At 42.3% G+C, this 26,740-nt stretch carries 22 protein-coding genes; 12 read left to right on the forward strand and 10 right to left on the reverse strand.

What is annotated here, in order from left to right; genetic code table 11:
* Nucleotides 1–115: 115 nt before the first annotated feature.
* On the reverse strand, nt 116–1,381 hold the full coding sequence (gene ganS, locus ACLGGR_RS05735; RefSeq protein WP_410972674.1) for a galactooligosaccharide ABC transporter substrate-binding protein GanS: 1,266 nt from the start codon (nt 1,379–1,381) through the stop codon (nt 116–118).
* A 172-nt stretch (nt 1,382–1,553) separates the two neighbouring features.
* The gene (locus ACLGGR_RS05740) at nt 1,554–2,549 is read right to left on the reverse strand and encodes a LacI family DNA-binding transcriptional regulator (protein ID WP_410972675.1); all 996 of its coding nucleotides are present in this window, start codon (nt 2,547–2,549) and stop codon (nt 1,554–1,556) included.
* Between the two features lie 172 nt (nt 2,550–2,721).
* On the opposite strand from ACLGGR_RS05740, the gene ACLGGR_RS05745 reads away from it, so the two are divergent.
* Nucleotides 2,722–3,621 carry a LysR family transcriptional regulator gene (locus ACLGGR_RS05745; protein ID WP_410972676.1) on the forward strand — a complete coding sequence of 300 codons (900 nt, stop codon included), beginning with the start codon at nt 2,722–2,724 and terminating at the stop codon, nt 3,619–3,621.
* A gap of 221 nt (nt 3,622–3,842) precedes the next feature.
* Here ACLGGR_RS05745 and ACLGGR_RS05750 read toward each other — a convergent pair whose 3' ends face one another.
* From ACLGGR_RS05750 to ACLGGR_RS05760, 3 genes are all read right to left on the reverse strand, one after another.
* Nucleotides 3,843–5,519 carry a hypothetical protein gene (locus tag ACLGGR_RS05750; RefSeq protein ID WP_251216204.1) on the reverse strand — a complete coding sequence of 559 codons (1,677 nt, stop codon included), beginning with the start codon at nt 5,517–5,519 and terminating at the stop codon, nt 3,843–3,845.
* Nucleotides 5,520–5,601: 82 nt separating this feature from the next.
* Complete coding sequence (locus ACLGGR_RS05755; RefSeq protein ID WP_410972677.1) at nt 5,602–6,012, reverse strand: hypothetical protein; 411 nt, start codon at nt 6,010–6,012, stop codon at nt 5,602–5,604.
* Between the two features lie 12 nt (nt 6,013–6,024).
* Entirely contained in the window at nt 6,025–7,518 is a 1,494-nt protein-coding gene (locus ACLGGR_RS05760) for a lipase family protein (RefSeq protein ID WP_410972678.1), read from the reverse strand.
* A 101-nt stretch (nt 7,519–7,619) separates the two neighbouring features.
* Between ACLGGR_RS05760 and ACLGGR_RS05765 the strand changes: the two genes are divergently transcribed.
* The 6 genes from ACLGGR_RS05765 to ACLGGR_RS05790 all read left to right on the forward strand — a co-directional run bounded on the left by ACLGGR_RS05765 (nt 7,620) and on the right by ACLGGR_RS05790 (nt 14,373).
* Nucleotides 7,620–8,114: a DUF1433 domain-containing protein gene (locus ACLGGR_RS05765; RefSeq protein WP_107162823.1), complete on the forward strand. Its 495-nt coding sequence runs from the start codon at nt 7,620–7,622 to the stop codon at nt 8,112–8,114.
* Nucleotides 8,115–8,206: 92 nt separating this feature from the next.
* On the forward strand, nt 8,207–9,142 hold the full coding sequence (locus ACLGGR_RS05770) for a nucleoside hydrolase (protein WP_410972679.1): 936 nt from the start codon (nt 8,207–8,209) through the stop codon (nt 9,140–9,142).
* A 92-nt stretch (nt 9,143–9,234) separates the two neighbouring features.
* Nucleotides 9,235–10,092 (forward strand): MurR/RpiR family transcriptional regulator, encoded by an 858-nt coding sequence (locus tag ACLGGR_RS05775; protein ID WP_048237914.1) that lies wholly within the window; start codon nt 9,235–9,237, stop codon nt 10,090–10,092.
* Nucleotides 10,093–10,276: 184 nt separating this feature from the next.
* Nucleotides 10,277–11,821: a gluconokinase gene (gntK, locus tag ACLGGR_RS05780; protein WP_410972680.1), complete on the forward strand. Its 1,545-nt coding sequence runs from the start codon at nt 10,277–10,279 to the stop codon at nt 11,819–11,821.
* Between the two features lie 24 nt (nt 11,822–11,845).
* Entirely contained in the window at nt 11,846–13,174 is a 1,329-nt protein-coding gene (locus ACLGGR_RS05785) for a GntP family permease (RefSeq protein WP_142946109.1), read from the forward strand.
* Nucleotides 13,175–13,284: 110 nt separating this feature from the next.
* On the forward strand, nt 13,285–14,373 hold the full coding sequence (locus tag ACLGGR_RS05790; protein WP_410972977.1) for a DNA alkylation repair protein: 1,089 nt from the start codon (nt 13,285–13,287) through the stop codon (nt 14,371–14,373).
* 31 nt (nt 14,374–14,404) lie between these two features.
* Here ACLGGR_RS05790 and ACLGGR_RS05795 read toward each other — a convergent pair whose 3' ends face one another.
* Complete coding sequence (locus tag ACLGGR_RS05795) at nt 14,405–15,742, reverse strand: amino acid permease (RefSeq protein ID WP_251216196.1); 1,338 nt, start codon at nt 15,740–15,742, stop codon at nt 14,405–14,407.
* A gap of 316 nt (nt 15,743–16,058) precedes the next feature.
* Here ACLGGR_RS05795 and ACLGGR_RS05800 point away from each other — a divergent pair, with 316 nt between their 5' ends.
* A complete protein-coding gene (locus ACLGGR_RS05800) occupies nt 16,059–17,573 on the forward strand; it encodes a methyl-accepting chemotaxis protein (RefSeq protein WP_142946112.1) in 1,515 nt (504 codons plus the stop codon).
* Nucleotides 17,574–17,613: 40 nt separating this feature from the next.
* Here ACLGGR_RS05800 and ACLGGR_RS05805 read toward each other — a convergent pair whose 3' ends face one another.
* Complete coding sequence (locus ACLGGR_RS05805) at nt 17,614–18,597, reverse strand: Gfo/Idh/MocA family protein (protein WP_410972681.1); 984 nt, start codon at nt 18,595–18,597, stop codon at nt 17,614–17,616.
* Nucleotides 18,598–18,726: 129 nt separating this feature from the next.
* A complete protein-coding gene (locus tag ACLGGR_RS05810; RefSeq protein ID WP_039182663.1) occupies nt 18,727–19,086 on the reverse strand; it encodes a MerR family transcriptional regulator in 360 nt (119 codons plus the stop codon).
* Nucleotides 19,087–19,396: 310 nt separating this feature from the next.
* On the opposite strand from ACLGGR_RS05810, the gene yidA reads away from it, so the two are divergent.
* On the forward strand, nt 19,397–20,209 hold the full coding sequence (gene yidA / locus ACLGGR_RS05815) for a sugar-phosphatase (protein WP_410972682.1): 813 nt from the start codon (nt 19,397–19,399) through the stop codon (nt 20,207–20,209).
* A 35-nt stretch (nt 20,210–20,244) separates the two neighbouring features.
* On the opposite strand, the gene ACLGGR_RS05820 is transcribed toward yidA, so the two are convergent.
* A complete protein-coding gene (locus tag ACLGGR_RS05820; RefSeq protein WP_142946115.1) occupies nt 20,245–21,252 on the reverse strand; it encodes a helix-turn-helix transcriptional regulator in 1,008 nt (335 codons plus the stop codon).
* Nucleotides 21,253–21,377: 125 nt separating this feature from the next.
* On the opposite strand from ACLGGR_RS05820, the gene ACLGGR_RS05825 reads away from it, so the two are divergent.
* The 3 genes from ACLGGR_RS05825 (at nt 21,378) to ACLGGR_RS05835 (ending at nt 24,681) form a co-directional block, all read left to right on the forward strand.
* Nucleotides 21,378–22,085 carry a class I SAM-dependent methyltransferase gene (locus ACLGGR_RS05825; RefSeq protein ID WP_410972683.1) on the forward strand — a complete coding sequence of 236 codons (708 nt, stop codon included), beginning with the start codon at nt 21,378–21,380 and terminating at the stop codon, nt 22,083–22,085.
* Nucleotides 22,082–23,176 carry a saccharopine dehydrogenase family protein gene (locus ACLGGR_RS05830; RefSeq protein WP_410972684.1) on the forward strand — a complete coding sequence of 365 codons (1,095 nt, stop codon included), beginning with the start codon at nt 22,082–22,084 and terminating at the stop codon, nt 23,174–23,176. The genes ACLGGR_RS05825 and ACLGGR_RS05830 overlap by 4 nt, the downstream gene beginning before the upstream one ends.
* Nucleotides 23,177–23,409: 233 nt before the next feature.
* Nucleotides 23,410–24,681, forward strand: a complete 1,272-nt coding sequence (locus tag ACLGGR_RS05835) for an MFS transporter (protein WP_142946118.1) — start codon at nt 23,410–23,412, stop codon at nt 24,679–24,681.
* A 152-nt stretch (nt 24,682–24,833) separates the two neighbouring features.
* Here ACLGGR_RS05835 and ACLGGR_RS05840 read toward each other — a convergent pair whose 3' ends face one another.
* Nucleotides 24,834–26,657: an acyltransferase family protein gene (locus tag ACLGGR_RS05840; RefSeq protein WP_410972685.1), complete on the reverse strand. Its 1,824-nt coding sequence runs from the start codon at nt 26,655–26,657 to the stop codon at nt 24,834–24,836.
* Nucleotides 26,658–26,740 lie beyond the last annotated feature (83 nt).

Raw genomic sequence — 26,740 nt, forward strand, 5'->3', positions numbered from 1 at the left:
ACTATGTGTGTGCGGTCTAGTTCAAGGTTACCCGTCACGTCTAACACCTACTTCATATGAAATTAGATCAAATACGGGCAGCTTGATAGACTTAAAGGCTACCCGTGTTTGATGATTATTTAGAGTGATTTGCTTTGATTTGAGAGTCGATTTGATTGACGGCATCATCAAATGCCTTTTTCACATCTGTCCGGCCGGTTGCAATGAGGCCTAATGCGCTGTCAATCGGCTTCCACACCTCTGCCATTTCAGGGGTATTCGGTGTCAGCGTGGCATATTTCGTTTGTTTTGAAACAGCAGCCGCATTGGTGTTTCCTGTGATGATTGGATCCTTCATCAGCTTTTTCACTGGTGGAATTTCCTCTGTCACTTCGAATCGCTTCTTCGAATTTTTTTCATTCGTGATAAACTCAACAAATTTCTCAGCAAGTTCTTTATTTTTAGAATAAGAGGAGACGTTGTAGCTCTTTACACCTAAGAATGAGCTCATATGCTTTCCGTTAGGGAGTGTTGGCAGCTCTGTTACGCCATAGTCAATTCCAGCTTCTTTATATGGACCAAATGACCATGGACCAGAAATGACAGCTGCGGCCTTTTTCTCTGTGAATAAGGAGTTGAGGACATTGATTCCTTGTTCACCAATGATGCCTTTCGGGAAAAGTCCTTCGCTAAAGAATTTTTGAATGTATGCTCCGCCTTCGATGGCGCCATCGTTGTTCAGACCAATATCATTGACATCATAAGAGCCATCGCTTTTCTGTTTGAAAATATAGCCCCCTGATCCGCCTAACACACTTTGTGCATAGTAAATTTCATCCCATTTCGCTACAAAACCGTATTTCCCGTCTTTTGTCAGCTTTTTCGAAAGGTCATACCAGCCCTCAAGTGTAGTTGGTGCCTTTTTGACAAGGTCTTTGTTATAGAAAAGCACTGTCGTTTCAACGGATTTCGGAAGGCCATACAGCTTGCCGTCTACCGTTTGTGATTGAATGGATTCGTCTGTAAAGGAATTGATCACTTTTTGATCAGGTTTGATTTCCTGTAACAGCCCCTCAGTGACGGCTGATCCAATTTGATCGTGAGGCATCGTGATAACGTCTGGGCCTGTCCCGGCTGCTCCATCAAGGCGGAGAGCTTCGATTTGGTCGGCATACGCTTTTTCGACCACTTTGATTTTCACATCGTTTTGTTTTTCAAATTCTTTTACAGCGTCTTGAATCCCATCAGACTTTTTGACATCCTCCCATACTAGCAAGGTCTTTGTACCTGTAGATGCTGGCTGTGACCCGCTTGAATTGTCATCTCCTGGCCCGCATGCTGAAAGCAGAAGCACAGCAGTACCAATAACTGCTGATAATGTCGCCCATTTTCCCTTTTTCATTGGTAATCCCCTCTCGTTCTTTTTTCACAGATGATAAGAAAACGCTTTCTTAATGTGAGAATATCAACTTAAGTAAAAAAAGTAAACATATTTTATTAAATTTATTAAGTAAAATTTTTTACTCATATAGAGAAAAAAGAAGCCCTCCACTTTGGCAGGACTTCCAGTTTGTTTATATGGTGCTTTTCCGAAAGACAGGCTCTGAGGCAATCAGCACAGTTTTAGGTAGTGTTCTGCCGTCCACAAGTCTTTCTAAAAGTAAATCAACCGCTGTCTCACAAAGTAAAGACGTGTGAATGTGATACGTGGTGAGCGGCGGCGACACATATTGAGACACATGAATATCGTTGATACTAAAGACGCTGACGCGATTCGGCAGAGGAAATCCGCGCTCATTTAATGCTTGTAAGCAGCCGATGGCGAGAGGGTCACTAGCGACACAAAAAGCGGTGGGCAGATCATCACCAAGCTCATCAATCGCCTTCATCATCAGCGAATAGCCTTCATCTACTGAGAAATGGTGGCCGATATAGACCAATCGCTCATCAAGCATATGGCGGGTCATCATGTACTCACGGAAAGTCGTTTCACGGATATCTGAAATGTGCACATTCGTATTCAGATCAAGGTCTGTGCCGCCAATGAATCCAATGGATTGGTGCTCTTTTTCGATAAAAGAATCGATGATCTTTTCAACAATTCGTTTCAAGTTCGGCTTTACAGAATCAAATCGGTCTTCATCTGGCGTCGTATCAATAAAGACAATGTGCGGAGTGATTGCATATAATTGGTCAAGCTCTGACGTTTTAAATCGGCCGATGGCGATCATTCCTTCTGTAGCAGGATCAATGGAATCAAGCCCATCAGATGGATTGTAAGCGGTGACATTTAAGCTCCGAGTATTGGTGAGTTCCTCAATACCGAGTCGAATGGATTTAAAATAAATATCTTCAAGCTCTTCCTTTTCGGTCATCCAATAGAGAAAGGCGATTTTTTTTAATGAATGTTTGAATGTCTTCTTTTGATAGGACAAAGCTTCTGCGGCGGCATATACTTTTTCGCGTGTTTGATCGGTGACAGATAGGTTGGGATCTTGGTTCAGTACGCGAGATACCGTTGCAATGGATAAGCCTGCTTTTTCTGCAATGTCCTTTATTTTAGCTGCCAAATCAGCACCTCCTATAGAAAATATCTCCTCTTAGTATAGAGTCTTTAAAAAAATTAGTAAATATTTTTATTAAATTGTTTTCGTTGAGGCGGTTCTTTACGTGCTGGGAAGGAATTAGTAAGATATATATAGGTAAGGTGTTGGATTAAGATTTCTGATAGGAGAGGGACCGATGTATTACGATGCACTGAAGACATTTGTGACAGTGGTGGAGGAGAAGAATTTTACAAAAGCAGCCCAAAAGCTGCGAATTTCTCAGCCGAGTGTCAGTCTTCATATTAAGAACTTAGAGCAGGAATTCCAGACCGTTCTGCTGAATCGTTCGCCAAAGCAATTAACCGTTACACCAACTGGGGATATGCTGTACCATCGATCAAAACAAATCATTCGTCTCTATGAACAGGCGAAGCAGGACATTTATGAGCATCATCATTTGGCAAGAGGAAAGCTGACCATCGGGGCGAGTTTCACAATTGGTGAGTATGTACTCCCGCAAATATTGGCGGAATTTCATCAGCTCTATCCGCATGTTGATATTGAAGTGGTCATTGATAATACAGAGGCGATCGCCGGACATGTCCGCTTATTCCACGTTGACATCGGTTTGATTGAAGGACAGACCAATGACAAAGAGCTTTCTGTAGAAACTTTTCTAGAGGACGAGCTTTATATTGTGGCGTCGTTAGATCACCCTTTTGCCAAGAAAAAAGATGTCACGATTGATCAATTACAAAACGAAACATGGATCACGAGAGAAGAGGGATCAGGGACAGGAGAATATTTACAGCATGTCCTGAAATCAAATGGACTGAAAGCACGAACCTTTGTAACCTTTAGCAGCAATCAAGCCATTAAAGAAGCTGTGATCCATGGAATGGGTCTTTCTGTTTTATCTAAATATGTCCTCCAGCGAGGCAGCATTGGCGGTGAATTGGCTGTTATTTCTGTGAGGGGAATGGATTTTAAACGGAAATTCTCCTATGTCGAGTCACCGATGACCGGGGGAAATAAAAATAAGGAATTGCTCGTTGAATTGTTAAGGAAAGAGAAAAAAGAAGCTTCTCCTCAATAGGAGAAGCTTCTCAGCGTGTAGACAAACCCTCGCATTCGGTGTCAGGTCTGCGCTCCGGTGCTCACGAATGTCAAATTCGCTCCGCTCCGGTACTCGCCCTTCCTAAACTGCAAAGGTTTTCTATCTCGCTGAAAAGAAGACAAAGGGCTAAAATCAAGATCATTTTAGCCCTTTGTCAATAATTTAAAGAAGCTTCTCCTCAGTAGGAGAAGCTTCTTTTTTTATAACCCTTTAATTTTGATTTCATCGACTGGAAGGAAGATCTCACCTGTATCTGTGTATTTCATGGTGACCTGATCGCCTTCTTTTAAATAAATGACGAGAGGTTCCTTTTCAGATGACATGGTGTAGCTTTTTCCATCGTCTAGCAGGAAGGTGACGGTTGTATAGTCACCAGTCTTTTCTTTGTAGACTCGTTTGACCTTCCCTGCCGCTTCTTTCTTTTCCTGCTTAGAGGAACTGTTAACGGTACCGCCGCCTTTTTGAAGAGCTGTCTTATAGGCTCTCAGTGCTTCATTTGGTGTAGAAGCATACGCAGCGATTTCTGGATTGGCAGCAGAAACGATAAAGTAGTTTTGCAGGAATCCATTTGAATCGAGAACCGGTGTGAGCCAGCTGGCTTCTCCATAGAAATTATAGAGAATCGGCATGCGCCCTTTCCATTTTTTCTCGATGAATCGTTTCTCAATAATTTGCAGTGCGCCCTGAGAATCCATGTAGGATTCTTCAAGATTTCCAGTATAATAAGTCGCTTTTCCTGTCCGGGCATTGGTCAGGGCATATCCGAGCATGGAATCAACGCCCTCTTTCGGACTTGTGAAATCTGTAAAGTAATACATATCTCCTTTTGAATCAAACACTGGACTCACATTGGCTTCCGTTCCTTCATCTGAAGGCAGCTTTACATCTGACTTTCCAAACATACTGTTCCAGAACCCGTGAATATAGTTTCCGAAATAGCTGTTTTGCAGACTGACCGCCTCTGGTGAAACAGCACCGTCGATAAAGGCAGGCACTTGATCTAGAGCATATTTCTTCGTCGCACCCGTTTTGGCATCAACAACGACCACACCGGAAGCTTTAAAGCCGTTTCGGGCAGAGATGAAATCGCCATACGTTTGAATATAATAAGGCTTGCCGTCATCATTGATTTCCAGCTGCGTGTCGCCGTAGAAAATCAAATCTGGGTACTGGAGACGGATATGCCGCTCAATTTCTTTGTTGAAATAGGAGGAAGGCGTATAGACCATCTCCGTTTTCACGAATTTTGGATTAGCAGATGAGTCGGTCGCACTTAATGTAAAGTAACCCGGCGTGCTGCCTGCACGAATCCATTTAAAGAAGTCCGAGAACTCCACTGGAGCGATGTATACATACTCACCGTTGACCTTCTGAATCTGCAAGCTGCCAAGCTCATAGTAGCTTGTGTTTGGAACCTGTCCGAACGATTTCTTCATTTTGTTCCGAGCAAATTGAGGCGGTACACTCGCAGGTGTTTCTGTCTCATCAAACGCTTTGATTTCTACTTTTTGCTCCATTTTCGAGACATCAAATTTCTCATTCGCATTGAATAGGAAGGCTGTCGCCATGTAAACACCGAGCAGCAATAGAATAAGAAACAGCACACCTTTGATCTTACGCTCCAATCCAACCGACAAAAAGGCGCCTGCTGCTGTCACAACAAGTCCAATCAGCCATAGAGAGGAAGGGTTACGATCTAAATTGGTGATGTAATAGAAAACAAAAATACCGATTATGAACAGTAAAGCAAGGCCTGCAATCCACATGAGCGGCACCTGCTGCTTTGTTCCTTTCTTTCTAACGATCAATCTGAGCGGTGTGAGCAAAAGGGTCAAGACAAGACCAATCACAACCGAAAATAACAAAATATATCCCACAAACAGATCTCCTTTCAAATCAATCACTCTTTTAGTATATACGAGTGAGGCGGGGAAAAGATTCATCGGATAGAAGGTTCATCTAAATGCCAATCGAGTTGATGGCAGATTGAACATCTTCTTTCAGTTCGTAAAACTGGAGTCTTTGTTCAATTTTTTCTATTAAGGCGTCAATGGCTTGACCTGACATATGCGTATGGATGCGCTGTTGCTGTTTATACACTTTGACTAGAAGTTCATCAATTAGACCTAAAATTTTGTCCGCTTCTTGACGGTCTTCTGCAAATTCATTTTGAAGCTGATGCCGGATGGCTCTGATAAGTGCAGTTTTCTGTTCTTCTTTGATCTTTGCTTTCAAAGCCGCCAGCTCTGCTGGTGTCATGTCTTCTGTATGAAAGTTTGTTTGAGAGAAGACGGAGCTTGTTGTATGCGTATCTGTCATTCTTTGCAAAAAACGATCTGCATCTGTTGGTTGTTTCTTTGAAAATTCCATTTGTCGTTCTCCTTAAGAAATACCCATGTTCTTTGCTAGGGTCGTATCTGCATCGTGGTATTGTTTTCCTAGCTCGCTCATATCATCTGATATTGAGTCTAGCCATCTTTTTAAATTCATAGCGTTATCAATCGCTGTCTCATACTTTTTGACCGAATAGAACTCATTCTCAAGACCCTCTGTTTTTAAGTGGCGAATCACAGCATCCACATCTGAAGCCGTCAGCTGATCATATGAACCAAAGCCAACAATTTGTTTATACCTTGAGCGTACCCGTTCCACAGATTGATCCACTTTGTCATCCAGTTTCTCGATTTTACGAATGATTTGCTGCATATGGTGATCGGCATATGTCGAGAATTTACGCCCTGTGTTCATGAGAACGTGGGACTTAATTAAAATCGCCACCACACTATGAGGATCAACATTTGATTGACTCAACTGCTGTAACATGGCCGTGGTAAGTGAAGGATTTTTTCTCAACATATCATCAATGGTTTGAACGGAGCCGTCTGGCGAAAAGCTATAACGATCTAAGCCATGGCTGCCAGCGAGGGCTTCAAGGAATAAATTTGCATCCAGTGAAGGATTCACACTCATTGCCCGATTGAGGAGGTCTTTCATGAATTGGACGGCTTTTGAGGAGTCCTCGGAGTAATCGATGCCTTCGGGGAGAGCGGCATCATACATCACTTTCACTCGACCGATTTCTGTCGTATGCCGATTTAATAGAGAAAGCCCGTCATTGAGATTGATATATTCTGTTAATCTACTGCGGTAATCGCCTTTTAATGCTTTAGCCTGTAGACCATCCGATAGATTTGGATAAATATTTGGATTCTCAAATGTGACCCCGCCTTGAATAAAGTCGTTTTTGACAAGAACATAGGAAGCATTTGACCCGCCGAGTGAATGACCTGTCACATACATTTTGGCATTCGGCATTTTCTTATGTATTTCTTTCGCATACCGATCCGCTTGAACCATTTGATTCTCTGCACCATGCTCAAAAGGGAAATTTTTAATTAGATACTTTGTATCCGAAACCATCCAATCTTGAACAATTTCATTTGTATAGGTGGTTGTGCCTGTAGTCAACTTAGTCGTCACTTCCTGTGAACCCTTCGATCGACTAAAAGGAGGAAGCTTCGTCAAAATGGTAGAAAGAAGATCATCTGACTCTTTTTTTCCATGTTTTTTAATGGTATCTTTATATTGGCCTGCACCAATCGGTTCTGAGCCACGGTAGGCGATGACGGCGTTTTTGATTTTGGTGAGGTCTTTGCCTTTGTTAGAAATACGATAATCCTCTCTTGAGACAAGGGTTAGTGCATTTAGACCTTTTTTTGTTTCTTTATAATCAACCACATACATTTTCCTACCTTGGCTTATAACTATGTCACTAGACTTCTTGTAATTATCTATTTTATAAGATGCATTCGAAATAAAATTATAGTCTTTATCGTTAAGCTGAAAGTGGGATTTGTTTTTAGACAAAATTGTCACTCCTGTAATATTTATCTTAAATATTATAAGTTAAAATATAATAAATATCTATAAGAAGAGCGAATCTATCAATTAAAATATTTAAAGGTGGATATTTTTTAATGAAAAACACGTTGAAAATTGTATTTATTTTGTTTACTATCGTTATTATTTTGGTAGGGGCACTTATACTACAACAAGTTAAGGAAAAAAAATCAAGTGATTCAGGAGGTAAGAGTACCGTGCAAGAGAAAAGCGATCAAGAAAAGGCCGAAGAATTCGCAGAAAAGATGAAACCAAAAATTGAAGAACGTTTACACGAAGAAGATATTCACAATTTTATCAAAACCATCACATTTAAAAAAAATGTATCTATAAGCCCTATGGGTTATGTCACAGTTGATGGATATATAAATAATGAGCCTGATAAATACCATTTTTCTGCATCATTAATATACAAATCTAATGAAATAGGTTCGATGAGTCATTCCCCTGATTTATCAGATCGCTTTGAGAACTGGGATGATTTTGATCCGCAAGTGAAAGAAGATTTTTTGAATAGTCTCTCTAAAAAGGAACGTGAACAGTATCTAAAGGACATTGGAGAAAAAGAGTAATAAGATCAACCTGCTAATATTCCCTAAATAGTTGAAACAGGCATATGCTATCATTCACCTAACAACACTATTAAAAGGGAGAGATTTCACCCATGGCAAATACAAAGAAATTGATCTTAGATGTAGATACTGGAATCGATGATGCGATTGGGATTTTGCTTGCAGTGAAAAGTGAGCAGTTTGATATTTTGGGGATTACAACGGTGTGCGGGAATGTGTCTGTTGATGCGGCTACATTGAATACGTGTAAAGTGCTTGAGCTGGTTGGGGCAGATAACATTCCTGTCATCAAAGGTTCAGCAACGCCTCTTTTAAGAGCTCCTCATTATGAACATCGGGTACACGGAGAGGATGGAATTGGCGGTGCTTTAAAGGATGCCCGGCCAAAGAAAAAAGCAGATGCTGGTTTTGCGCCTGATTTTATCATTGAACAAGTGCTGCGGTATTCGAAGCAGGTCACGCTTGTGTTGACAGGACCTTTAACGAATTTAGCCCTTGCGGTGAAAAAATGCCCTGAGCTGATTCATCATGTGAAAGAAGTCATTTTTATGGGTGGTGTCGTGAAGGGGCAGGGGAACGTCACACCAGTTGCGGAATTCAATACATATGCAGACCCAGAAGCAGCAAAATTGGTGCTAGATGCTGGATTCCCTTCATTGACTCAAGTGGGGTTAGATGTCACGAGACAGGTCTTGTTAACGGATGAGAGAATCGATGCCATTCAAAATGAAACGTTGGCAGCTTACATCAGAGAGAGTACAAGCATTTACCGACAGCGCTATTTTGAGCGCAATGGTGTGTGGGCGTGTGCCATGCATGATCCGCTTGCTGTAAGTCTTGCCATTGACAAGAAGCTTGTAAGCACACAGGCTTTTTATGTAGAAGTGGAGACGAAGAGTGAGTTTTGTGACGGTCAAATGATCTGTGATTTTCAGCACCAGTGGGAGAAAGAGCGTAATGTCCAAGTGTGTACGGATGTAGATGCTGACGCTTTTTTTGATTTATTGATCAAAACGATGAATTCATAAAAAAGAAGTCTGTGCAAACAGGCTTCTTTTTTATAAGATGGGAACATGAGGAAATGTATGCGCTCACACGAATAAGAGAGGAGTGAAGTCAATTGGCTTCTGTCAGTTTAAGTAGTATTGAAAAAATACGAGCAGCAAGCAGAGGGTTGCCGCCAAAACTGAAAGGAATTGCAGAACACATTACGAGTGAACCCGGCGACATTATTCATTTGTCTATTGTTGAGCTTGCCAAAAAGACAGCGAGTTCAGAGGCGACGATTTTTCGTCTTTGTAAAAGGCTTGGATTTGAGGGCTTTCAAGATTTGAAGATCGCAATTGCCCAGGAAATAGATCAAACAAAGCCTGATTATGTAGATGAAGAAATGAGTCTTGATGATGATACAGCCGTTTTTATGCAAAAGGTTTTTCAGGCGAATATATCCGCATTAAAGGATAGCTTTCAATTGTTGAATCCAGAGGATGTAGAAAAAGCGATTAAAATCATTCATGAAGCAAAGCGCTTAGAGTTTTATGGGAGTGGCGGGTCTGGCCTCATTGCAACGGACGCTTTTCATAAATTTATGAGGACAGGCATCAACTGTATTGTTCACACCGATTCTCATTTTCAAGCGATGTCTGCTGGTCTTCTCGACCAGCACAGTACAGTGATCGGTATATCTCATTCCGGCCGTAATAAAGATTTACTCGATGCGATGAAAACAGCAAAGGAAAAAGGAGCGAAAACCATCGGTATTACAAGCTATCAGCGCTCTCCATTGAGCCAGCTTGCCGATGTCACGCTGTATACTTCGACGCAAGAAACGGCTTTTCGAACAGAAGCGATGTCTGCAAGACTTGCTCAGCTCACTGTCATTGACGTACTATACTTTGCACTTGCACACTTGAGACAGCAGGAAACTTTAACAAATTTAAAACAAATGAGAGAAACCATTTCACAAAAAAGGGTGTAATAGTTTCAAAAATAAATTTTTCTATTAGTGAAAAATGCCGTTGTGGTAACGATTGTGAGCTTTTAAGTGAAAATAATTTTCTTTTCGGTCGTTGAATGTCGAAAAAATTATTCCTATAATGGGATTTAACAGGTATATCAAAACAATAAATATGATTTCAAATCAATGATTGGGCGTGATACAGATGAAGGTAAACCAGGCGGTAATTGGTTTGGATATTGGAACAACAAGTACAAAGGCGGTTCTGTTTGGACCACAGGGGAAAGTGATAGCAAAGCATTCGGTTCCTTATGATCTCATTCAGCCCCAGCCAGCATGGGTTGAACAGGACCCTGAACATATATTAGAAGCCGTCATTGCAAGTGTAAGAGGTGCGTTGACGAAAGCAGCATTTGATGCAAAACATCTCATAGGCGTCGGGATTAGTACAGCGATGCATTCCTTGATTGTGATGGATAAGGATGGCAAGGCGTTAACGAACAGTATCATTTGGGCAGATAACAGAAGTGCAGAGCAAGCGAAGCGAATCATTTCAGACATGGACGGCTTCCAAGTGTATAAAAGAACCGGTACACCGATCCATCCAATGTCACCGCTTTCAAAAATACGGTGGATCAAGGAAATGGCACCTGATGTCTTCAAGAAGGCAGCGAAATTCATTTCCATCAAAGAATATATTCTTTATCATTTCTTCGGTCAGTATGTCGTCGATTATTCAATTGCTTCAGCAACGGGACTGTTCCGTTTGGAAACGCTTCAATGGGATGAGCAGGCGCTTCGTATTGCTGGAATTGAGGCTGATCAATTGTCTGAACTTGTTCCCACGACGTATCAGCTAAGAGGGCTTCAGCCAGAGATCGCCCTAAGAATGGGCATTGCGGAAGATACACCATTTGTGGTTGGTGCCAATGATGGGGTTCTAGCGAATTTAGGTGTGGGAGCGATTGGAAAAGGTGAGGTGGCTGTCACGATTGGGACAAGCGGTGCAGTCCGTACGGTCGTGGACAAACCAATAACAGATGAACAATCAAGAACGTTCTGCTATGCGTTGACTGATAAGCATTGGGTGGTTGGAGGACCGACGAATAATGGCGGGATCATGCTGAGATGGCTGAAGGATGAATTTGGTTCCTCGGAGGTGGAGGTAGCAAAGCGCCTTGGAGTGGACCCTTACGACCTGATGATTGATATTGCGAAAAAAGTTCCAGCCGGCTCAGAGGGGCTGCTGTTTCTGCCGTTTTTAACAGGTGAACGTGCACCTTATTGGAATCCAAATGCGAGAGGCACTTTCTTTGGGATCGGTCTTCAGCATAAGCGCGAGCATTTTATAAGAGCTGTGTTAGAAGGCGTCATCATGAGTGTTTTCTCAATCGGTGTTGCCTTAAGGGATTTAACCGGTTCAGCAAAGGATGTCAGAGCGTCGGGCGGATTTGCGCGATCTTCGCTGTGGCGGCAAATTTTAGCGGATACGATGGGCAGGGAAGTACTTGTTCCAGAAAGCTACGAGGCATCAGCACTTGGGGCGGCTGTCCTCGCACTTCATAGTTTAGGTTATATGGAAGAGATAGAAGAGGTTCAAGATTGGATTCGAATCTCTGCCCGTCATGAACCAAATATGGAGAACAATGAAACATACATAGAACTGTTCTACTTATATGAGCGTCTCTATGACAAACTGAAGGATGAATTTGATGTCATTAGTGCGCTGCAATTAAAACAAAATCATTAAACATCAGGGAAAAGGTGGGAGAGCATGCTTTTATTCATCGTGATTGCGGCAATTGTCCTTTTACTCATCCTCATAACAGTTGCTAAGTTGAATCCGTTTGTAAGTTTAATCATTACCTCTATGTTAGTCGGCTTTGCCACAGGGATGGATTTACAGGAAATCATTCAATCCATTAAAACGGGGTTAGGCAATACGTTATCATTGCTCGCTATCGTTCTAGCGCTTGGAACCATGCTTGGGAAAATGATGGCTGAATCAGGTGGAGCTGAGCGGATTGCTCACACATTAATCGGCCGGTTTGGGACGAAAAATGTGCATTGGGCGATGATGTTTGTTGCCTTTATTGTGGGAATACCGGTCTTTTTCCAGGTCGGATTCGTTCTTCTCATTCCTTTATTGTTTACGATTGCGATTGAAACGGGCATCTCGCTCGTGACAATTGGGATTTCGCTCATTGCTGGCTTGTCCGTCGTTCATGGTCTTGTGCCGCCTCATCCAGCTGCCATGGCAGCTGTCGGCATCTATCATGCCAACGTGGGGAAAACCATTTTCTTTTCCATTATTGTCGGTTTGCCGACAGCTATTATTGCTGGGCCGCTGTATGGAAAGTGGATTGGAAAGCGGATTCATAAGCCAGTTCCGGAGCTGCTGAGAAAGCAATTTACTGAACGCAATGAAGATCGAAAACTTCCCGGCTTTGCAAATACGATGTTTACGATTTTGGTGCCGGTGATTCTAATGCTTCTTGCCACACTGGCAGATGTTATTTTACCAGAGGAAAGTTTATGGTTTCAGATATTCAAGTACATTGGAGATCCAATTACAGCACTGCTGATTGCAACGGTGTATTCTTTCTTCAGTCTTGGCTTTGTGCAAGGGATGAGCCGTGACCGGGTGCTTTCCTTTAGTAATGAGTGTTTAGGACCGATTGCTTCTATTCTGCTTGTCATTGGAGCGGGCGGGGCTTTCAATAATGTGCTCATCGATTCGGGTGTTGGTGATTATATTGCAGATTTAGCCAAACACTCGCCAATCTCGCCAATTTTGCTTAGCTGGCTGATTGCTGCGGTTATTCGTGTGGCAACAGGTTCTGCTACGGTCTCCATGATGACCGCAGCTGGTATTGTCGCACCGATTGCTGCATCTATGCCGGATGTGAGCAGAGAGCTACTAGTGTTAGCAACAGGTGCGGGTTCGTTGATTTTGTCTCACGTCAATGACTCTGGTTTTTGGCTGATCAAAGAGTATTTTGGTATGACCATTAAAGAAACGTTTTTGACATGGACGGCTATGGAGACGATCATTTCCGTTAGTGCCATTGCATTTATTATGATCATTAATATGTTTATATAGCGAAACACAACAGCCTGATTCTGCGGAATTGGGCTGTTTTTGCTTGTGGCCATACCTCTTTTTTCAGATTGGGGTAAAATGAAGGTATTGAGAAGTGGGAGGCGGATACGATCGAACCATTAAAACATGTTTATCATGAATTATTTATTGAAGAATTAGCGGAGAAACTTGCACAAGCGTCGACTGGATTTGATACTGAAGAATTCCAGCGGCTTGTGTTTCAAAAGGATTGGCAGCAGCTTGAGTTAAAAGGAAGAATGAAAAGAGTCACTGAATCAATGCATGCCTGTCTGCCTAAGGATTATGAGCAGGCGATTGAGGTGCTGCGTCAGACAGCCCCGCATTTTTCAGGACTTAGTGCGCTTGTATTTCCAGACTACGTCGAAACATACGGCCTAGCACATTGGGATATCTCAATCAAGGCGCTTGAATTCTTTACGCCTTTTTCCACTTCTGAATTTGCCGTTCGGCCTTTTCTGATTCAGGATCAAGACAAAATGCTGGCGCAAATGCTTGTATGGTCACAGAATCAAAATGAGCATATTCGGCGGCTGGCTAGTGAAGGATGCAGACCACGTTTGCCTTGGGGATTAACTGTTCCTGCGCTTAAAAAGGACCCTTCTGTTACGCTGCCTATTTTGGAAAACTTGAAGTCAGACCCAGCGAGGTATGTGCAAAAAAGTGTAGCGAACCACTTAAATGACATTTCTGCGATTCAGCCTGATCTGATGAAGAAGACGGCTAAACGCTGGTATGGAACGAATGCACATACGAACTGGATCATCAAACATGCTTCCCGTACCTTACTAAAAAAAGGCGATCCAGATATCATGGCTTTGTTTGGTTATGGGGATGATCCATCTGTTCAAGTAACGGATTTGAAGGTAGTGCAAGACCCTATTCGTATTGGAGAGAAAATGACCTTTCAATTTACACTTCAGGCTGCTAAGCTACTAAAGCTGCGTGTAGAGTATGCCATAGACTACGTCAAAGCTCGGGGTACCCGCAATCAAAAGGTATTTAAAATCACAGAGTTTGAAACCAGTTCCGCGTTACATAGAGAATTCGTCAGGTCACAGTCCTTTCAAAATATGACGACGAGAAAGCACTATGAGGGAACCCATACTTTAACGATTATTATTAACGGCATTCCAAAAGCGTCGGTTGATTTTGAGGTAACAGAAGATAGCAGCTCATGAAAAAACCCGCCATTTCGGCGGGTTTTGGCGTTTAAGCCTTCTTTTTCATTAAGAATGAAGCGATGATGGCAGCGACTAAGAAACCGATGCTGATAATGGAGCTAGGCAGGTTTTCTTGTCTGAATAGGAACAAAACAAAGCTCAAACTGAGTACAAGACCTGCAAATAAAGTTAAATACGGAAACAGCCACACCTTGAAATACGGCTCCTGTGGATATTTTGGACGCAGCTTCAGATGTGCCATACAAATGCTGATCCAAATGAGTGAAACAGCAAAACCAGGAATAGCGAGCATATAGCTGAAAATTTGCTCCGGATATAAGTAAGCAAAAAATGTTCCGATGAGAAGAAATAGAACGGTAACCCATAAACTTAAAATGGGTACGCCTCTTTTGTTGACCTGTGCCAGTTTTTTCGGACCGCCGTCTGATTTAGCCAGAGAATGAATCATTCTCGTCGTTCCATAAATTCCGGAATTCGCCGCAGAAAGAACGGCTGTAATCAACACGAAATTAATGAAGTGAGAGGCGCCTTGCATACCAGCAGCAGAGAAGACTTGGACAAAAGGACTGTTATTTGGGTCAATTTGATTCCAAGGAATGAGTCCGCAGATGATCAAAATCGGCAATGTGTAAAATAAAATAATCCGCCACATCATACTTTTGACTACTCCAGGCAAGACTTTCTCCGCATCCTTTGTTTCTGTAATGGTCAGCCCGATCAATTCAGAGCCTCCATAAGAGAAAATGACCACTAAAAGCGATGCAAAGATCGCACCCCATCCGTTCGGAACGAAGTTTTGATAGTTGGTTAAGGCTGGTGTGCTTTGTTCGTTTGGAATGATCCCAAATAATAATGCTGCACCGAGAATAATAAAGACAATAATAACGAAAATCTTCATTCCAGCGAACCAAAACTCAATTTCACCAAAGTATTTTACATTATTTAAGTTAATTCCGATGACTAAGAGTGAGCAAAGTAAACATAGTGACCATAACGGTACGTTCGGCAGCCAGTATTGAAGCAGACTGCCAGCTGCAATAATCTCTATGACACAAACAGTGAGCCACATAAAACAGTAAACCCAGCCGACGACAAATGAAAAACGTTGACCAAGCGCAATTTGTATAAGGTCGCGAAGATTATTTCCCGGATAGACAATGGCCATTTCAGCTAATGCTGCCATTACAATGAGGAGCAGCAATCCGGCAAATACATAGGAAAAGATGACCCCAGGACCAGCTAAACCGATTGTATCGGCACTTCCTTTAAAGATTCCTGTACCAATGACCCCGCCCATCGCAATCATGCGAATGTGACGCGGTGATAAAAGCTTTTTTAATTCTTGTTGCTCCTGATTCGCGCTCATGACGTTCTCCTTTTTTAAAAATGCTTATGTTCCATTTTCTTTTTTCAAGACGCCAGTGTCAATATAAAAAAAGAGATTTTTCAGACAAAAATAGAGGTTGATTCTATCATTTTACCCACATAACCCCATAAAACACTTCCTTCATCCAAATCCAGCATATGAAACCTCATGAAAAAATAAACATTTGCCTTCATTCTGACATAAACAATTTTCTGTTTTTGTCGATATATCTTTTGTATTACTAAAGTCCTAATAAAGAATTGTTTATAACTGTAAAATATTTCAAAAACGTAAGGTTTGAAAGGAGTTATGAAAGATGTTTATGAAAAAAGCAAATGATTCATCGGCTGGAATCCTTCTCAGTGAAAGCAGTCAATTAATAGAACGAATTGAAAAGGGAGACCTTTCAGCAAGACTAGACACTGCTGCATTCTCTTCAAGCCAAACGATAGAAGCGGTAGCGCAAATTAATGAAGCTTTGCAAAAGATGCAGGATGCCAATGAAAATATTCAAATGCGGATGGATTTAGTGACAAAAGCCATTCAAGTTGGCTTATGGGATATGGTCGTTATCGCTGGAGACCCGGTCAATCCAAAGAATGAATTCACATGGACGGATGATTTCCGCAAAATGCTCGGCTTTCAAAATGAGCACGATTTTCCAAATCTATTAGACAGCTGGGCATCTCGAATACATCCGGATGAACAAGAATATACATTAGATGCATTCTCTTCGCATTTATTGGATCATTCAGGGCGTACGCCATATGATATCGAATATCGCTTGAAGTTGAAAAATGGAGATTATCGCTGGTTCAAAGCAACTGGAACGACCGTTCGTGATCGAAATGGTGTCCCTCTTCGTGTGGCGGGAGCTCTTTTTGATATCCATGATCAGAAATTGAAAGAAGAAGAGCTGCAAGCATTCGTCACAAGATATGACTTAATCAACCGTGCGCTTGTTGAAGCTCCTTGGGACATGGTGGTAGAGGCCGGTGATCCAGTCAATCCAAATAACGAATTCTGGTGGTCTCCGCAGTTCAGAAAAACGCTTGGTTTTACAGACGAGAAAGATTTCCCGAACGTGTTAAGCAGCTGGAGCGACCGTCTGCATCCTGAAGATCAAGAGATGGCTCTTCAAGCCTTTGCAGATCATTTAAATGATCACTCTGGCCGTACACCATTTGACATTGATTACAGATTGCAAAGTAAAAATGGTGAGTACCGCTGGTATCATGCTGGTGGTGAAACCATTCGTGATGAAAAAGGTGTTCCTCTTCGTGTGGCAGGAACCATTCGTGACATCACGTTAGAAAAAAACAAAGAAAAAACAGCGAATGAAATGGCTTCACAAGTAGAACAGCTTTCAAGTTCTATTAGCGAGATGGTATCGGGCATTAGCTCTGTGACAAATCAAGCACAGGAGCTTGCTGTTGCTCAAGAGCAGTCAACGTCTGCCGCAAATCTAGCAAAAAATAGTGCTGATGAGACGAAAAATATTTCTGACTTAATCAAAGAAGTGGCGAACCAAACAAACCTGCTTGGTCTAAATGCTGCGATTGAAGCAGCTAGAGCTGGTGAACAGGGCCGCGGATTCTCTGTTGTTGCAGATGAAGTACGGAAGCTGGCGCTGCATAGTGCCAATGCAACAGAAAATATCGAATCTAGTTTAACGGAAATGAAAACACAAATTGATGAAATTCTTGACAATATCTCGAATATGACAGCTCTTACGCAAACTCAGGCTGCTTTAACAGAGCAGGTGAATGCTGCAGTTGATGAAGTGAATCACATGTCTCAGCGTCTTGTGGCGTATTCAAAGAGTATTTAATCGTCAAAAACCGCCCTCTCGTAGAAGGCGGTTTTTTTCATTAAGATTGATCTGCTGGGAAAACAATACCTGCATCTTTTCTTGCGGCGTCAAGCACTTTCATCACTGAGAGACTATCATCAAGCCATGCATAGCACTGTTCATAATTTTTTGTTTCCATGATCTGCTGGAAAGCTTCTGCCTCATAAAACAGACGGTTTGGATTCGTTTGTGCATTGAGAGAGATGACCCTGTCATCAGCATGCAGCAGAACTTCCTCGCAGCCATTCGCCCCATTTTTCACATGAATGAAGCCTTTTTCTCCTTGAATCAATGCAAAGTTCATGCTGCTTGTATCCTTACTGCCGACACTTGTCGCAATAAAATCATTGTATGTAAACGTCAAAACACCAGATGTGTCAATACCGTTTGGATGGCGGTTTGCCTGATAGCGGACCTGCTCTGGTGACCCAAAGAGATTCATGATGAAATGGACATTATAGATATTAATATCCATCAGCGCTCCACCAGAGAACTCAGGGTTAAAGACATTTGGCGTTTCACCGGCAAGCAGCTGATTATATTTGCTTGAATATTGACTATAGTTGCATTGAACCAGTTTGATTTTACCTAATTGATGAAGGTGCTTTTTAATTAAATGATAGTTTGGCATATGAACGGTTGTAATGGCTTCAAATAGGAGAAGCTGCTTTTCCTTTGCGAGAGCGATTAAGGCTTCCAGCTCTTTAACATTAGAGGTGAAAGGCTTTTCGCATATCACATGTTTTCCGTTTTTCAATGCAGCGGTTGCATGCTCGCTATGTAAACGATTCGGTGATGCGATGTAAACGGCTTCTACGTGAGGATCTTCTAGCATAGCGTTTAGATCCGTATAAGTTGTCTGCACCCCATATTTGTCTGCGAGCTTCTTTGCCGTTGTTTCTTTTCTTGAATAGACAGCGTGACAAGAAGCACCGTCGAGCTGCTCAATCGCTTGCAGGAAGCCTTCCACAATGATACCTGTTCCGATGGTTGCAATGTTCATCTCCAAAACCCCTTCCACTCGTTTAAGCTGTCTCTAGTATAACCGATGTTTTCATTGGACGTGTACTGAGATACCTGAGCGAAGGTGTACCAGTGACCAACACCGGCACACCTTTGACAGCCCTTACAATCAGCTGATGTTTGCTAATGTTTGCTTTGTTAACAATTGAATGGCGGCCTTCCTCTTTTTTAACTCTTGAATAGAGTGTTGGATATCTTCAACTTTTTGCTCGAGCAGCTGTTCAGCCTCTGTTTTTGACTGTTTTTCGAAAAGTGATTTGATAATTTCACGAATTTCTTTAAGGGAGAAATCTAGCTTTCTCGCTTCGGTGATAAATGATAGCATGAGTACATATTTTTTATCATATAGACGATAGCCGTTATGTGCTCTCTTTGGTTCTGGGAGTACCCCCTCATTTTCGTAAAAACGAATGGTTTCAATATGTACACCAGACATTTTTGACAATTTACCTCTCGTAAACGTAATCATTCCCTGCACCTCCTTTCTTTGCTATCCATCATACAATTAGATTTGCTAGTTTCAAAATATTCTCCGATGAACATTTGTTCCTTTTCATATAGGTAAAATGGGAGAACTGATCTATTCACAGCAGATTTCATAGAATACGTTATAATAGATTAGGAGAAAGTGATTTTTTGTTACAGATATGAACAAGTAGACATCGTGAGGAAAAAACGATAGGCTAAATTAGGTAAATAGTATGAAGAATAATGTGATCATGTAGTAGATCACTCAAAATAGTGACAGCACGTTTTTGCTGAGAAAAGGGGACCAGTGAATGTATAAATTAGTCGCAATTGATATGGATGGTACGTTATTAAATGATCAACATATGGTGCCGGATGAAGTGTTTGAAGCCATTCAACAGGCGAAGGCAGAAGGCGTTAAAATTGTTTTATGTACAGGCCGGCCAATCGGCGGGGTGAACCGCTATTTAGCTGAGCTTCAGCTTGATCAAGAGGGAGATTATGTGATCGCCTATAACGGGGCGCTTGTTCAAAACAGCCACACAAATGAAGTAGTGTCAGAGCTGACATTATCCTATGATGACTTAACTTCTTTATATGAATTGAGCCGTCAGCTGGATACACCGATGCATTATTTCGATTCAGCCAATTTATACACACCAAATCGCGATATTAGTGAATACACAGTGCTTGAATCCTACTTAACAAAACTGCCGCTTAAATATTTACCTGTTGAAGAGGCAGATTCATCGATGAGACTTCCGAAGATGATGTATATTGATCAGCCAGAACGTTTGGAAAAAACGATACAAGCCATCCCATCTGAAGTGAAGGAAAAGTATATGATGGTGAAAAGTACAGATTTCTTCCTTGAAATCCTGCATCCTGAAGTGAGTAAAGGAAATGCCGTGAAGCTTCTAGCGAAGGAGCTGGGAATTGCTCGTGAAGAAGTCATGGCTATTGGTGACAACGGGAACGACGTGTCTATGCTGGAATTTGCGGGATGCGGCGTCGCTATGGGAAATGCCATTGATGATGTCAAAGCCGTAGCAGATGTTGTAACAAAATCTAATAATGAAGCCGGAGTAGCACATGTGCTGCATGAGCTGGTTTTAGGAAAATAAGAAAAGAGCGGTCTACCAGTGCGGTAGCCGCTTTTTTATATATTGGAGAAAAAGTAAACAAGCATACGTCTGCTGTTCAAATTTGTTTTTTCGAGCATCGCCTTTACATGATCATGCACAGTATGGGTCGAGATAAATAACGTACTGGCAATTTCCTTGGTGGATTGCCCTTTTATTAAGCAGTCAAGGACGTTCATTTCTCTTTCTGTCAGCCGATATGTTTTCGCTATATAAGGGAGAATGTCACTTGTTTGAGCTCGCTTAATATGAATCATGACAGCCTCTTCCTGCCCAGCTGCCTGCGCTAATCGAAATGCCTGAAGAGAGAGAAAAAGTCCTGTCGGCATTCTGGATATGCTGACCGCTGTTTGGTCACCGCCACCATATAAAAGCTTAGCGCCTAATGCTCTGAGCGGCCGGGGCATGATCGTGTCATCGTCAATTTGTTCAAAGGTTTGGAAGGTGTGAAGCCAATGAAGTCCCGCTTCATTTCCATAAAGCAGATGGTAATCGTGTGAAAGAATGAGGAAGCCTTGATGCTCCGCCGTTTCATCTTCTTCCGTTTCTCTTTTTTTGAAAAGCTCATCTCTCAGCTTGGCTGCGAGTGCTGGTGATTGGCGGTTAACTGCTTGTATGTCTTTTTCATGAAAAGGTTCCTTTCCCTTTTTCCGATAAAGGCTTGCGATACCCCAGCATTCACCTTGGATCACAAGGGCCGCCCGCAATTCATCTGCCCATCCGTTAGGTAACAAGATGTGGTGGTATCGACCGCTATTGAGATATTCTCCGCTTTGGACGAGACTCGCAGTGTGTACAGGACCTTTAGCCAGATCCTCATGCTGGTGCACATCATTTTTTAAAAATTCATTTTGAAACAGCTGGTTATGTATGGCTTCAATCGGTTCATCTGTGAAAGAACCCGTCGAGAGGAGAGTCGCTGGATCAATGGTTGTGATACAGGCAGCATCAAAATCACAGATATCGGCAAGTTCGTCTCGAATGTTTTTTCTCAGCTGCTGAAAATGAGCGGCTGGATTGGTCACTTGTTCTCCTCCTCAATATCCCCACTTTTAGGGATCGTTTTTTCTCATCTATCTTCCTACAATGAAGATAACATACCGTTAGTGTAAAGGAAACGAAGCAAAGCGGAAACTGGAGGAGAAGACATATGAGTGTAAATCAACATTGGCATGATCCTGTTGCTGAATCTTATGCAGCAACAATTGCGCATAAAGTACCGGGCTATCATCTTTTGCATGAGCTGACAGTGGATAGACTAGAAATCGAATTAATGGGAGCTACTTCTCGTATTTTGACAGTCGGAGCAGGTGGGGGCGAAGAGATCATCAACATGCTTCAAAGAAATAAAGACTGGCATCTCACAGGAGTTGATCCATCTCCAACCATGCTTGATATGGCGAAGCGCAGAGTGGCACAGCTTCATATGCAGGGTCGCGTCACTTGGTATGAGACTGCCTTAGACAACGTGCCGGTTGAAAAGTTGTACGATGCAGCGGTGAGTTTGCTTGTCATTCATTTTGTAAAAGATCAGATGACCTTTTTAGAGGAGATCGCCCGCCACCTTGAGCCAGGTGCACCGCTTATGATGGCGTTTATTCAAGGAGACCCGGAAACGCCTGCATTTCGGCAGGAGCTTCATATGCTTTCTCTATTCATGAAACGTCAAGGCTTGGGAAAAGACGTGTTTTCGTCCTTTCAAGAAAGGCTGGGTGTAACAACATATCCCGTGTCTGAAAAAGAGATGACAGAACAATTAACCGAAGCAGGATTTCAAGACATCAGACCTTATTTTCAAGCTGGCATGATCAAAGGGATTGTTTGCAAAAGAGGTCATAGAAAGGCGGTTGGAAAATGAAGTCAAAGATTATGGTGATAGGCGGCTATGGACATGTAGGGCAGCAAATATGTCTTCAACTAAGTGAAGTGTACCCAGGGCAAGTCTTTGCGGCTGGCCGAAGTTATGAGAAGGCTGAACAATTTTCACGCCAAACCAATGGGCGTGTACTTCCATTTCAGATAGACGTCAGACAATCAATGTCTACGGACTGGATGGATGAAACGAAACTCGTGATCATGTGTCTAGATCAAGATGACACGTCATTTGCTGAAACATGCTTACGGTCAAACATTGATTATCTCGATATTTCGGCAAAAGGAGCCTATATTGAGCAGCTGGCAAAGGTACAGCAGGAATTGAACGCAACGGCTGTGCTTAGCGTAGGTCTTGCACCTGGTCTCACCAATTTGCTTGCAGCGAAGGCGGCATCTAAGCTGACCTCTGTGGAGCAAATTGATATTGGCATCATGCTTGGGCTAGGTGATCAGCATGGTAAAGCAGCCATTGAATGGACGCTTGATCAAGTGCATACGGATTATGAGCTGACGGAAAATCATCAGCGAAAGAAAGTCAAAAGCTTTACTGGAGGGAAACGCATCGATTTTGGCAAAACGCTCGGAAAGCGGCAAGCCTATCAGTTCCCTTTCTCTGACCAGCAGACATTGCCTTCGACGCTACACGTGCCTTCTGTGACAACAAGGCTCTGTTTTGATTCTCGCGCGGCGACACGTGCATTTGCTCTCACAAGGAGACTCGGAATGACGTCACTTCTCACTAAGCCGAAAATTAAGGAACGAGCTATTTCACTGATTCAGTCTGCTCAAATGGGTACAGATCAATATGCAGTGAAAGTGGAAGCGACAGGAATGAAGGGCAACAAGATTCATCAAGCAGCGCTTGGAATAAAAGGTCGCGATGAGTCTCAAGCAACAGCTCAAGTCGCCAGTGCTGCGGCACTGCATGTATTGAGCAGGCAGTTTCAGGCAGGTGTTTTTCATATCGAAGAATTATTTTCATTAGCGTATGAGAATGGTGATTTTGCGTTGGTGGATCAAAAAACGAAGGAAAAGCGGACGTTAGCGGTGAGAGCCAGCCTTTTAACAGACTAGCAGGATGTTAGACTGGGTAACGAGATGAAAACATCTTCACTCTTGATAAAAGATACGCGTCAGCTCAATGGAACAGATCAGTCATGTGCCATTTGAAAAACAAGGTGTCTATGATCCGAAAACAAAAGCTTGTTTTCAATGTAAATGGCTGAGGATGAAAGATTCAACTAGAGGACTGTAGACTGAACTGATAAAATGATGATAGTTACAATTTGCAAAGTGGGTGTTTACAAGTGTTAGATACAGAACAAGATGTAGTGAAGAATTATATAGATTCACCCAAAAAATTGAAAAAATTATATAAACGGGTATTGTTCGTTGTCAGTTTATCGCAAATATTTGGAGGGGCTGGAATAGCCGCAGGGATTACGGTAGGTGCACTTTTAGCTCAACAAATGCTTGGAACTGAAGCCTATGCAGGAGTCCCAATTGCTTTATTTACTTTGGGGTCAGCTGGGTCAGCTTTCGTTGTAGGAAAGCTTTCGCAACGTTATGGACGACGCATCGGTTTATCGACAGGTTTTGTTGCTGGAGGGCTCGGAGCAATTGGCGTTGTGATTGCTGCTATGATGAATAGTGTCCTTTTATTATTTGCATCGCTCTTCATTTACGGTGCAGGGACATCCACCAATTTACAAGCGCGTTATGCTGGGACTGACTTAGCGAATTCTAAACAACGTGCAACTGCAATTAGTACGACAATGGTCATGACAACATTTGGGGCAGTAGCAGGTCCGAATTTAGTTGAAATGATGGGTAAATTCGCAGTATCAATTGGTGTCCCAGCACTTGCGGGTCCTTTTATTTTATCAGCCGCAGCATTTATTGTAGCAGGTCTTGTCCTTTTTATTTTGCTGCGTCCTGATCCGTTAGACATTGCCCGTAGAATAGCAGCTTACAAAGCAGAACATGAACATGGAAATAAACCAGATGCTGCTGATAAAAAAACAGATAAAAAAGGGCTTACAGTAGGTGCTACGGTTATGGTCTTAACTCAAATTGTCATGGTTGCACTCATGACGATGACACCGGTGCATATGCAGCATCATGGTTATGGATTAGCCGAAGTGGGAATTGTTATAGGTTTTCATATAGGGGCAATGTATCTTCCTTCACCTATCACGGGTGTACTTGTAGATAAACTAGGACGAACAGCTATGAGCATAGCGTCGGGCATCACATTGTTACTTGCTGGTTTATTAGCAGCATTTGCACCAAGTGATTCAATGATTCTATTAATCATTGCTCTGTCTTTACTTGGGTTGGGATGGAACTTTGGTTTAATTAGTGGTACTGCTCAAATAGTTGATTCTACAGAACCATCAACCCGGGCAAAAACCCAAGGAACACTCGACGTTTTTGTTGCGTTAGCAGGTGCTTCTGGCGGTGCTCTTTCAGGAATGGTAGTTGCGAATGCGAGTTATGCTACATTATCTTTAAGCGGAGGAATTTTATCGTTAATTCTCATACCTGTCATAATTTGGTCTTTTAAGAGTAAAGTTTAATGCAGCTTCGTGCGGATGTTCCTGTAATCCATCACAAAAAAAGACATGCCCCCAATCATGGGAAAGCATGTCTTTTTTTAATCTTCCATCAAAATACGTTTTGCTTATTAGTAGAGCAACTGCACAAATTTTTTCACAGAATGCTAGTCTTCTTATGATGTAGATGACACATCTCCTTTTTTCTTGATACTGGCTGTAATGAGCTGGGTCAATGTGTCAGAGCCTTTTGTGGAAAGATGAACACCATCTGGCTGAAAATAGGAAGGCTGTCCTGTGGCAGCTGAATGCCAATCGACTAAGCTCACATTTTGATGTTGATTAGCCACACGCTCGATGACTGCATTCACATCATTTTCCCAAGTTCTTGGGACTCTCGTGTTTACAAGGAAAATGTGCGCCTTTGAAAATTGCTTAATGAATGCAGTCAACGTGCTTTCGGTAAAATAACCATTCGTGCCAAGCTCAATAATAACAGCGGCATCAGATTGATTAAATGATGTGTATTGAGGGGCGATGCTGACGGCTTCGTTCATTTGTCTACCAACCTTCGCATCAATGGTGATTTGTGCATATGCTTTTTCAAGATTCGGCGCAATGTCCAGCATGACCGAATCACCGATGGCAAGGACCTGGTGAAATTGTTTTTTCTCAGATGCTTTTTTCTCGTGTTTTTTTTTCTTTTTCTTCGCTTTTGATTCCGATGGTTCGGCTGTTTTTTTCGGTGCTGTTTTAATTTGCGTCACTTCCTTCACATGTGGGGATGAAGTGGACGAGTTAGACATGCCAATGATAAATAAGATTAAAAGAGCTGCGGTAATTGCAAGGAACACCTTATTAGATGTAGACCACTGTTTGATTCCTTTTTTCCAAATAGACCAAGAGGAAAAATATTGTCTAAAGCCATGCTGGCGGATCGGCTGTTCGATGAAGCGATAGGAAGCCTCAGCAACCAGTAAAATGGCGATGAGCTGCAATGTGACACGGGATATGGAAGGCTGTCCAATTTCAATGACTGGTGTGGTCAGTACGATAATGGGATAATGCCACAGATAAATACCATAAGACCGCTTACCAAGCCAGACGAGCGGCTGAAACGACAGCCATTTCCCTATAAGACTTGCAGGGTGGCAGACGCACGCAATTAAAATGGCCGCATTCAGACAGAATAAAAGCATGCCGCCCTGATAGAGAAAGCCGTCGAAATCGTCCACTGCATAAACACAAAGAAGGAAAACAGCAAACGAACCGAATCCGGCAATATGTAAAATACGTCTGCCAACAGGAAGTAATTTTTTGCTGGATAGTCTTTGCATAGGCCACACAAATGCCAGACTGCACCCAATCAGGAGCGCAAATGCACGAGTATCTGTTCCATAATAAACCCTGCTAGGATCGGTATCTGGTGAATAAAGAACCGCCATCCATAAAGCGGAGACAAGTGCAAGTCCAAAGGTGATCATAGTCAGATGGGATCTGTTTTTTATCCATTTCAGCCCTGCAATCAACAGTACCGGCCAAATGATATAAAATTGCTCTTCTATTGCCAGAGACCACAAATTTTTCAGTGGAGATAGGGCATTGAAGCTATCAAAATATGAAAGCTGGTGAAAAATGTACCACCAGTTACTGACATAAAAAAAGGACGATATGGCATCGCCACGAATGGACAATAATGCGTTTGAACCAGCAATCGCGCACCAGCTGACGGTGATAAAAATCATGACGTAAGCGGCTGGAAGAAGCCTTCTGATTCGTCCCATCCAAAATGGCAAAAGCTCTTGATAGCCTAAATCCTGCTTATGTAACAAGATCGTCGTAATCAAGTAACCAGAAATGACAAAAAACAAATCAACGCCAAGAAACCCGCCGCTTGCGGGTCCGATATGTAAGTGATAAGCAATGACTGCCAATACAGCAACGGCTCTTAGTCCATCTAATCCTAAAATATAACGAAAACGATTTTCCTTGCTGTTCATGAAAATGAATCCCCCATCAATGTCAAACGCTTCTTTTTGTTATTCATTCAAAAGAGCAACGATTCTTTTATTTTATATAAGAT

It is taken from the genome of Bacillus sp. BD48, assembly GCF_046566805.1.
GTDB classification, from domain to species: Bacteria; Bacillota; Bacilli; order Bacillales; family Bacillaceae; genus Bacillus; species Bacillus safensis.

What these genes read in the sequence shown, in the direction of transcription:
- ganS (WP_410972674.1), bottom strand. Translation starts at nt 1,381, where the DNA reads ATGAAAAAGGGAAAATGGGCGACATTATCAGCAGTTATTGGTACTGCT.
- ACLGGR_RS05840 (WP_410972685.1), bottom strand. Translation starts at nt 26,657, where the DNA reads ATGAACAGCAAGGAAAATCGTTTTCGTTATATTTTAGGATTAGATGGA.
- gntK (WP_410972680.1), top strand. Translation starts at nt 10,277, where the DNA reads ATGAAGGTAAACCAGGCGGTAATTGGTTTGGATATTGGAACAACAAGT.
- ACLGGR_RS05810 (WP_039182663.1), bottom strand. Translation starts at nt 19,086, where the DNA reads ATGATTACGTTTACGAGAGGTAAATTGTCAAAAATGTCTGGTGTACAT.
- ACLGGR_RS05770 (WP_410972679.1), top strand. Translation starts at nt 8,207, where the DNA reads ATGGCAAATACAAAGAAATTGATCTTAGATGTAGATACTGGAATCGAT.
- ACLGGR_RS05800 (WP_142946112.1), top strand. Translation starts at nt 16,059, where the DNA reads ATGTTTATGAAAAAAGCAAATGATTCATCGGCTGGAATCCTTCTCAGT.
- ACLGGR_RS05755 (WP_410972677.1), bottom strand. Translation starts at nt 6,012, where the DNA reads ATGGAATTTTCAAAGAAACAACCAACAGATGCAGATCGTTTTTTGCAA.
- ACLGGR_RS05825 (WP_410972683.1), top strand. Translation starts at nt 21,378, where the DNA reads ATGAGTGTAAATCAACATTGGCATGATCCTGTTGCTGAATCTTATGCA.
- ACLGGR_RS05785 (WP_142946109.1), top strand. Translation starts at nt 11,846, where the DNA reads ATGCTTTTATTCATCGTGATTGCGGCAATTGTCCTTTTACTCATCCTC.
- ACLGGR_RS05745 (WP_410972676.1), top strand. Translation starts at nt 2,722, where the DNA reads ATGTATTACGATGCACTGAAGACATTTGTGACAGTGGTGGAGGAGAAG.
- ACLGGR_RS05830 (WP_410972684.1), top strand. Translation starts at nt 22,082, where the DNA reads ATGAAGTCAAAGATTATGGTGATAGGCGGCTATGGACATGTAGGGCAG.
- ACLGGR_RS05805 (WP_410972681.1), bottom strand. Translation starts at nt 18,597, where the DNA reads ATGAACATTGCAACCATCGGAACAGGTATCATTGTGGAAGGCTTCCTG.
- ACLGGR_RS05795 (WP_251216196.1), bottom strand. Translation starts at nt 15,742, where the DNA reads ATGAGCGCGAATCAGGAGCAACAAGAATTAAAAAAGCTTTTATCACCG.
- ACLGGR_RS05765 (WP_107162823.1), top strand. Translation starts at nt 7,620, where the DNA reads ATGAAAAACACGTTGAAAATTGTATTTATTTTGTTTACTATCGTTATT.
- yidA (WP_410972682.1), top strand. Translation starts at nt 19,397, where the DNA reads ATGTATAAATTAGTCGCAATTGATATGGATGGTACGTTATTAAATGAT.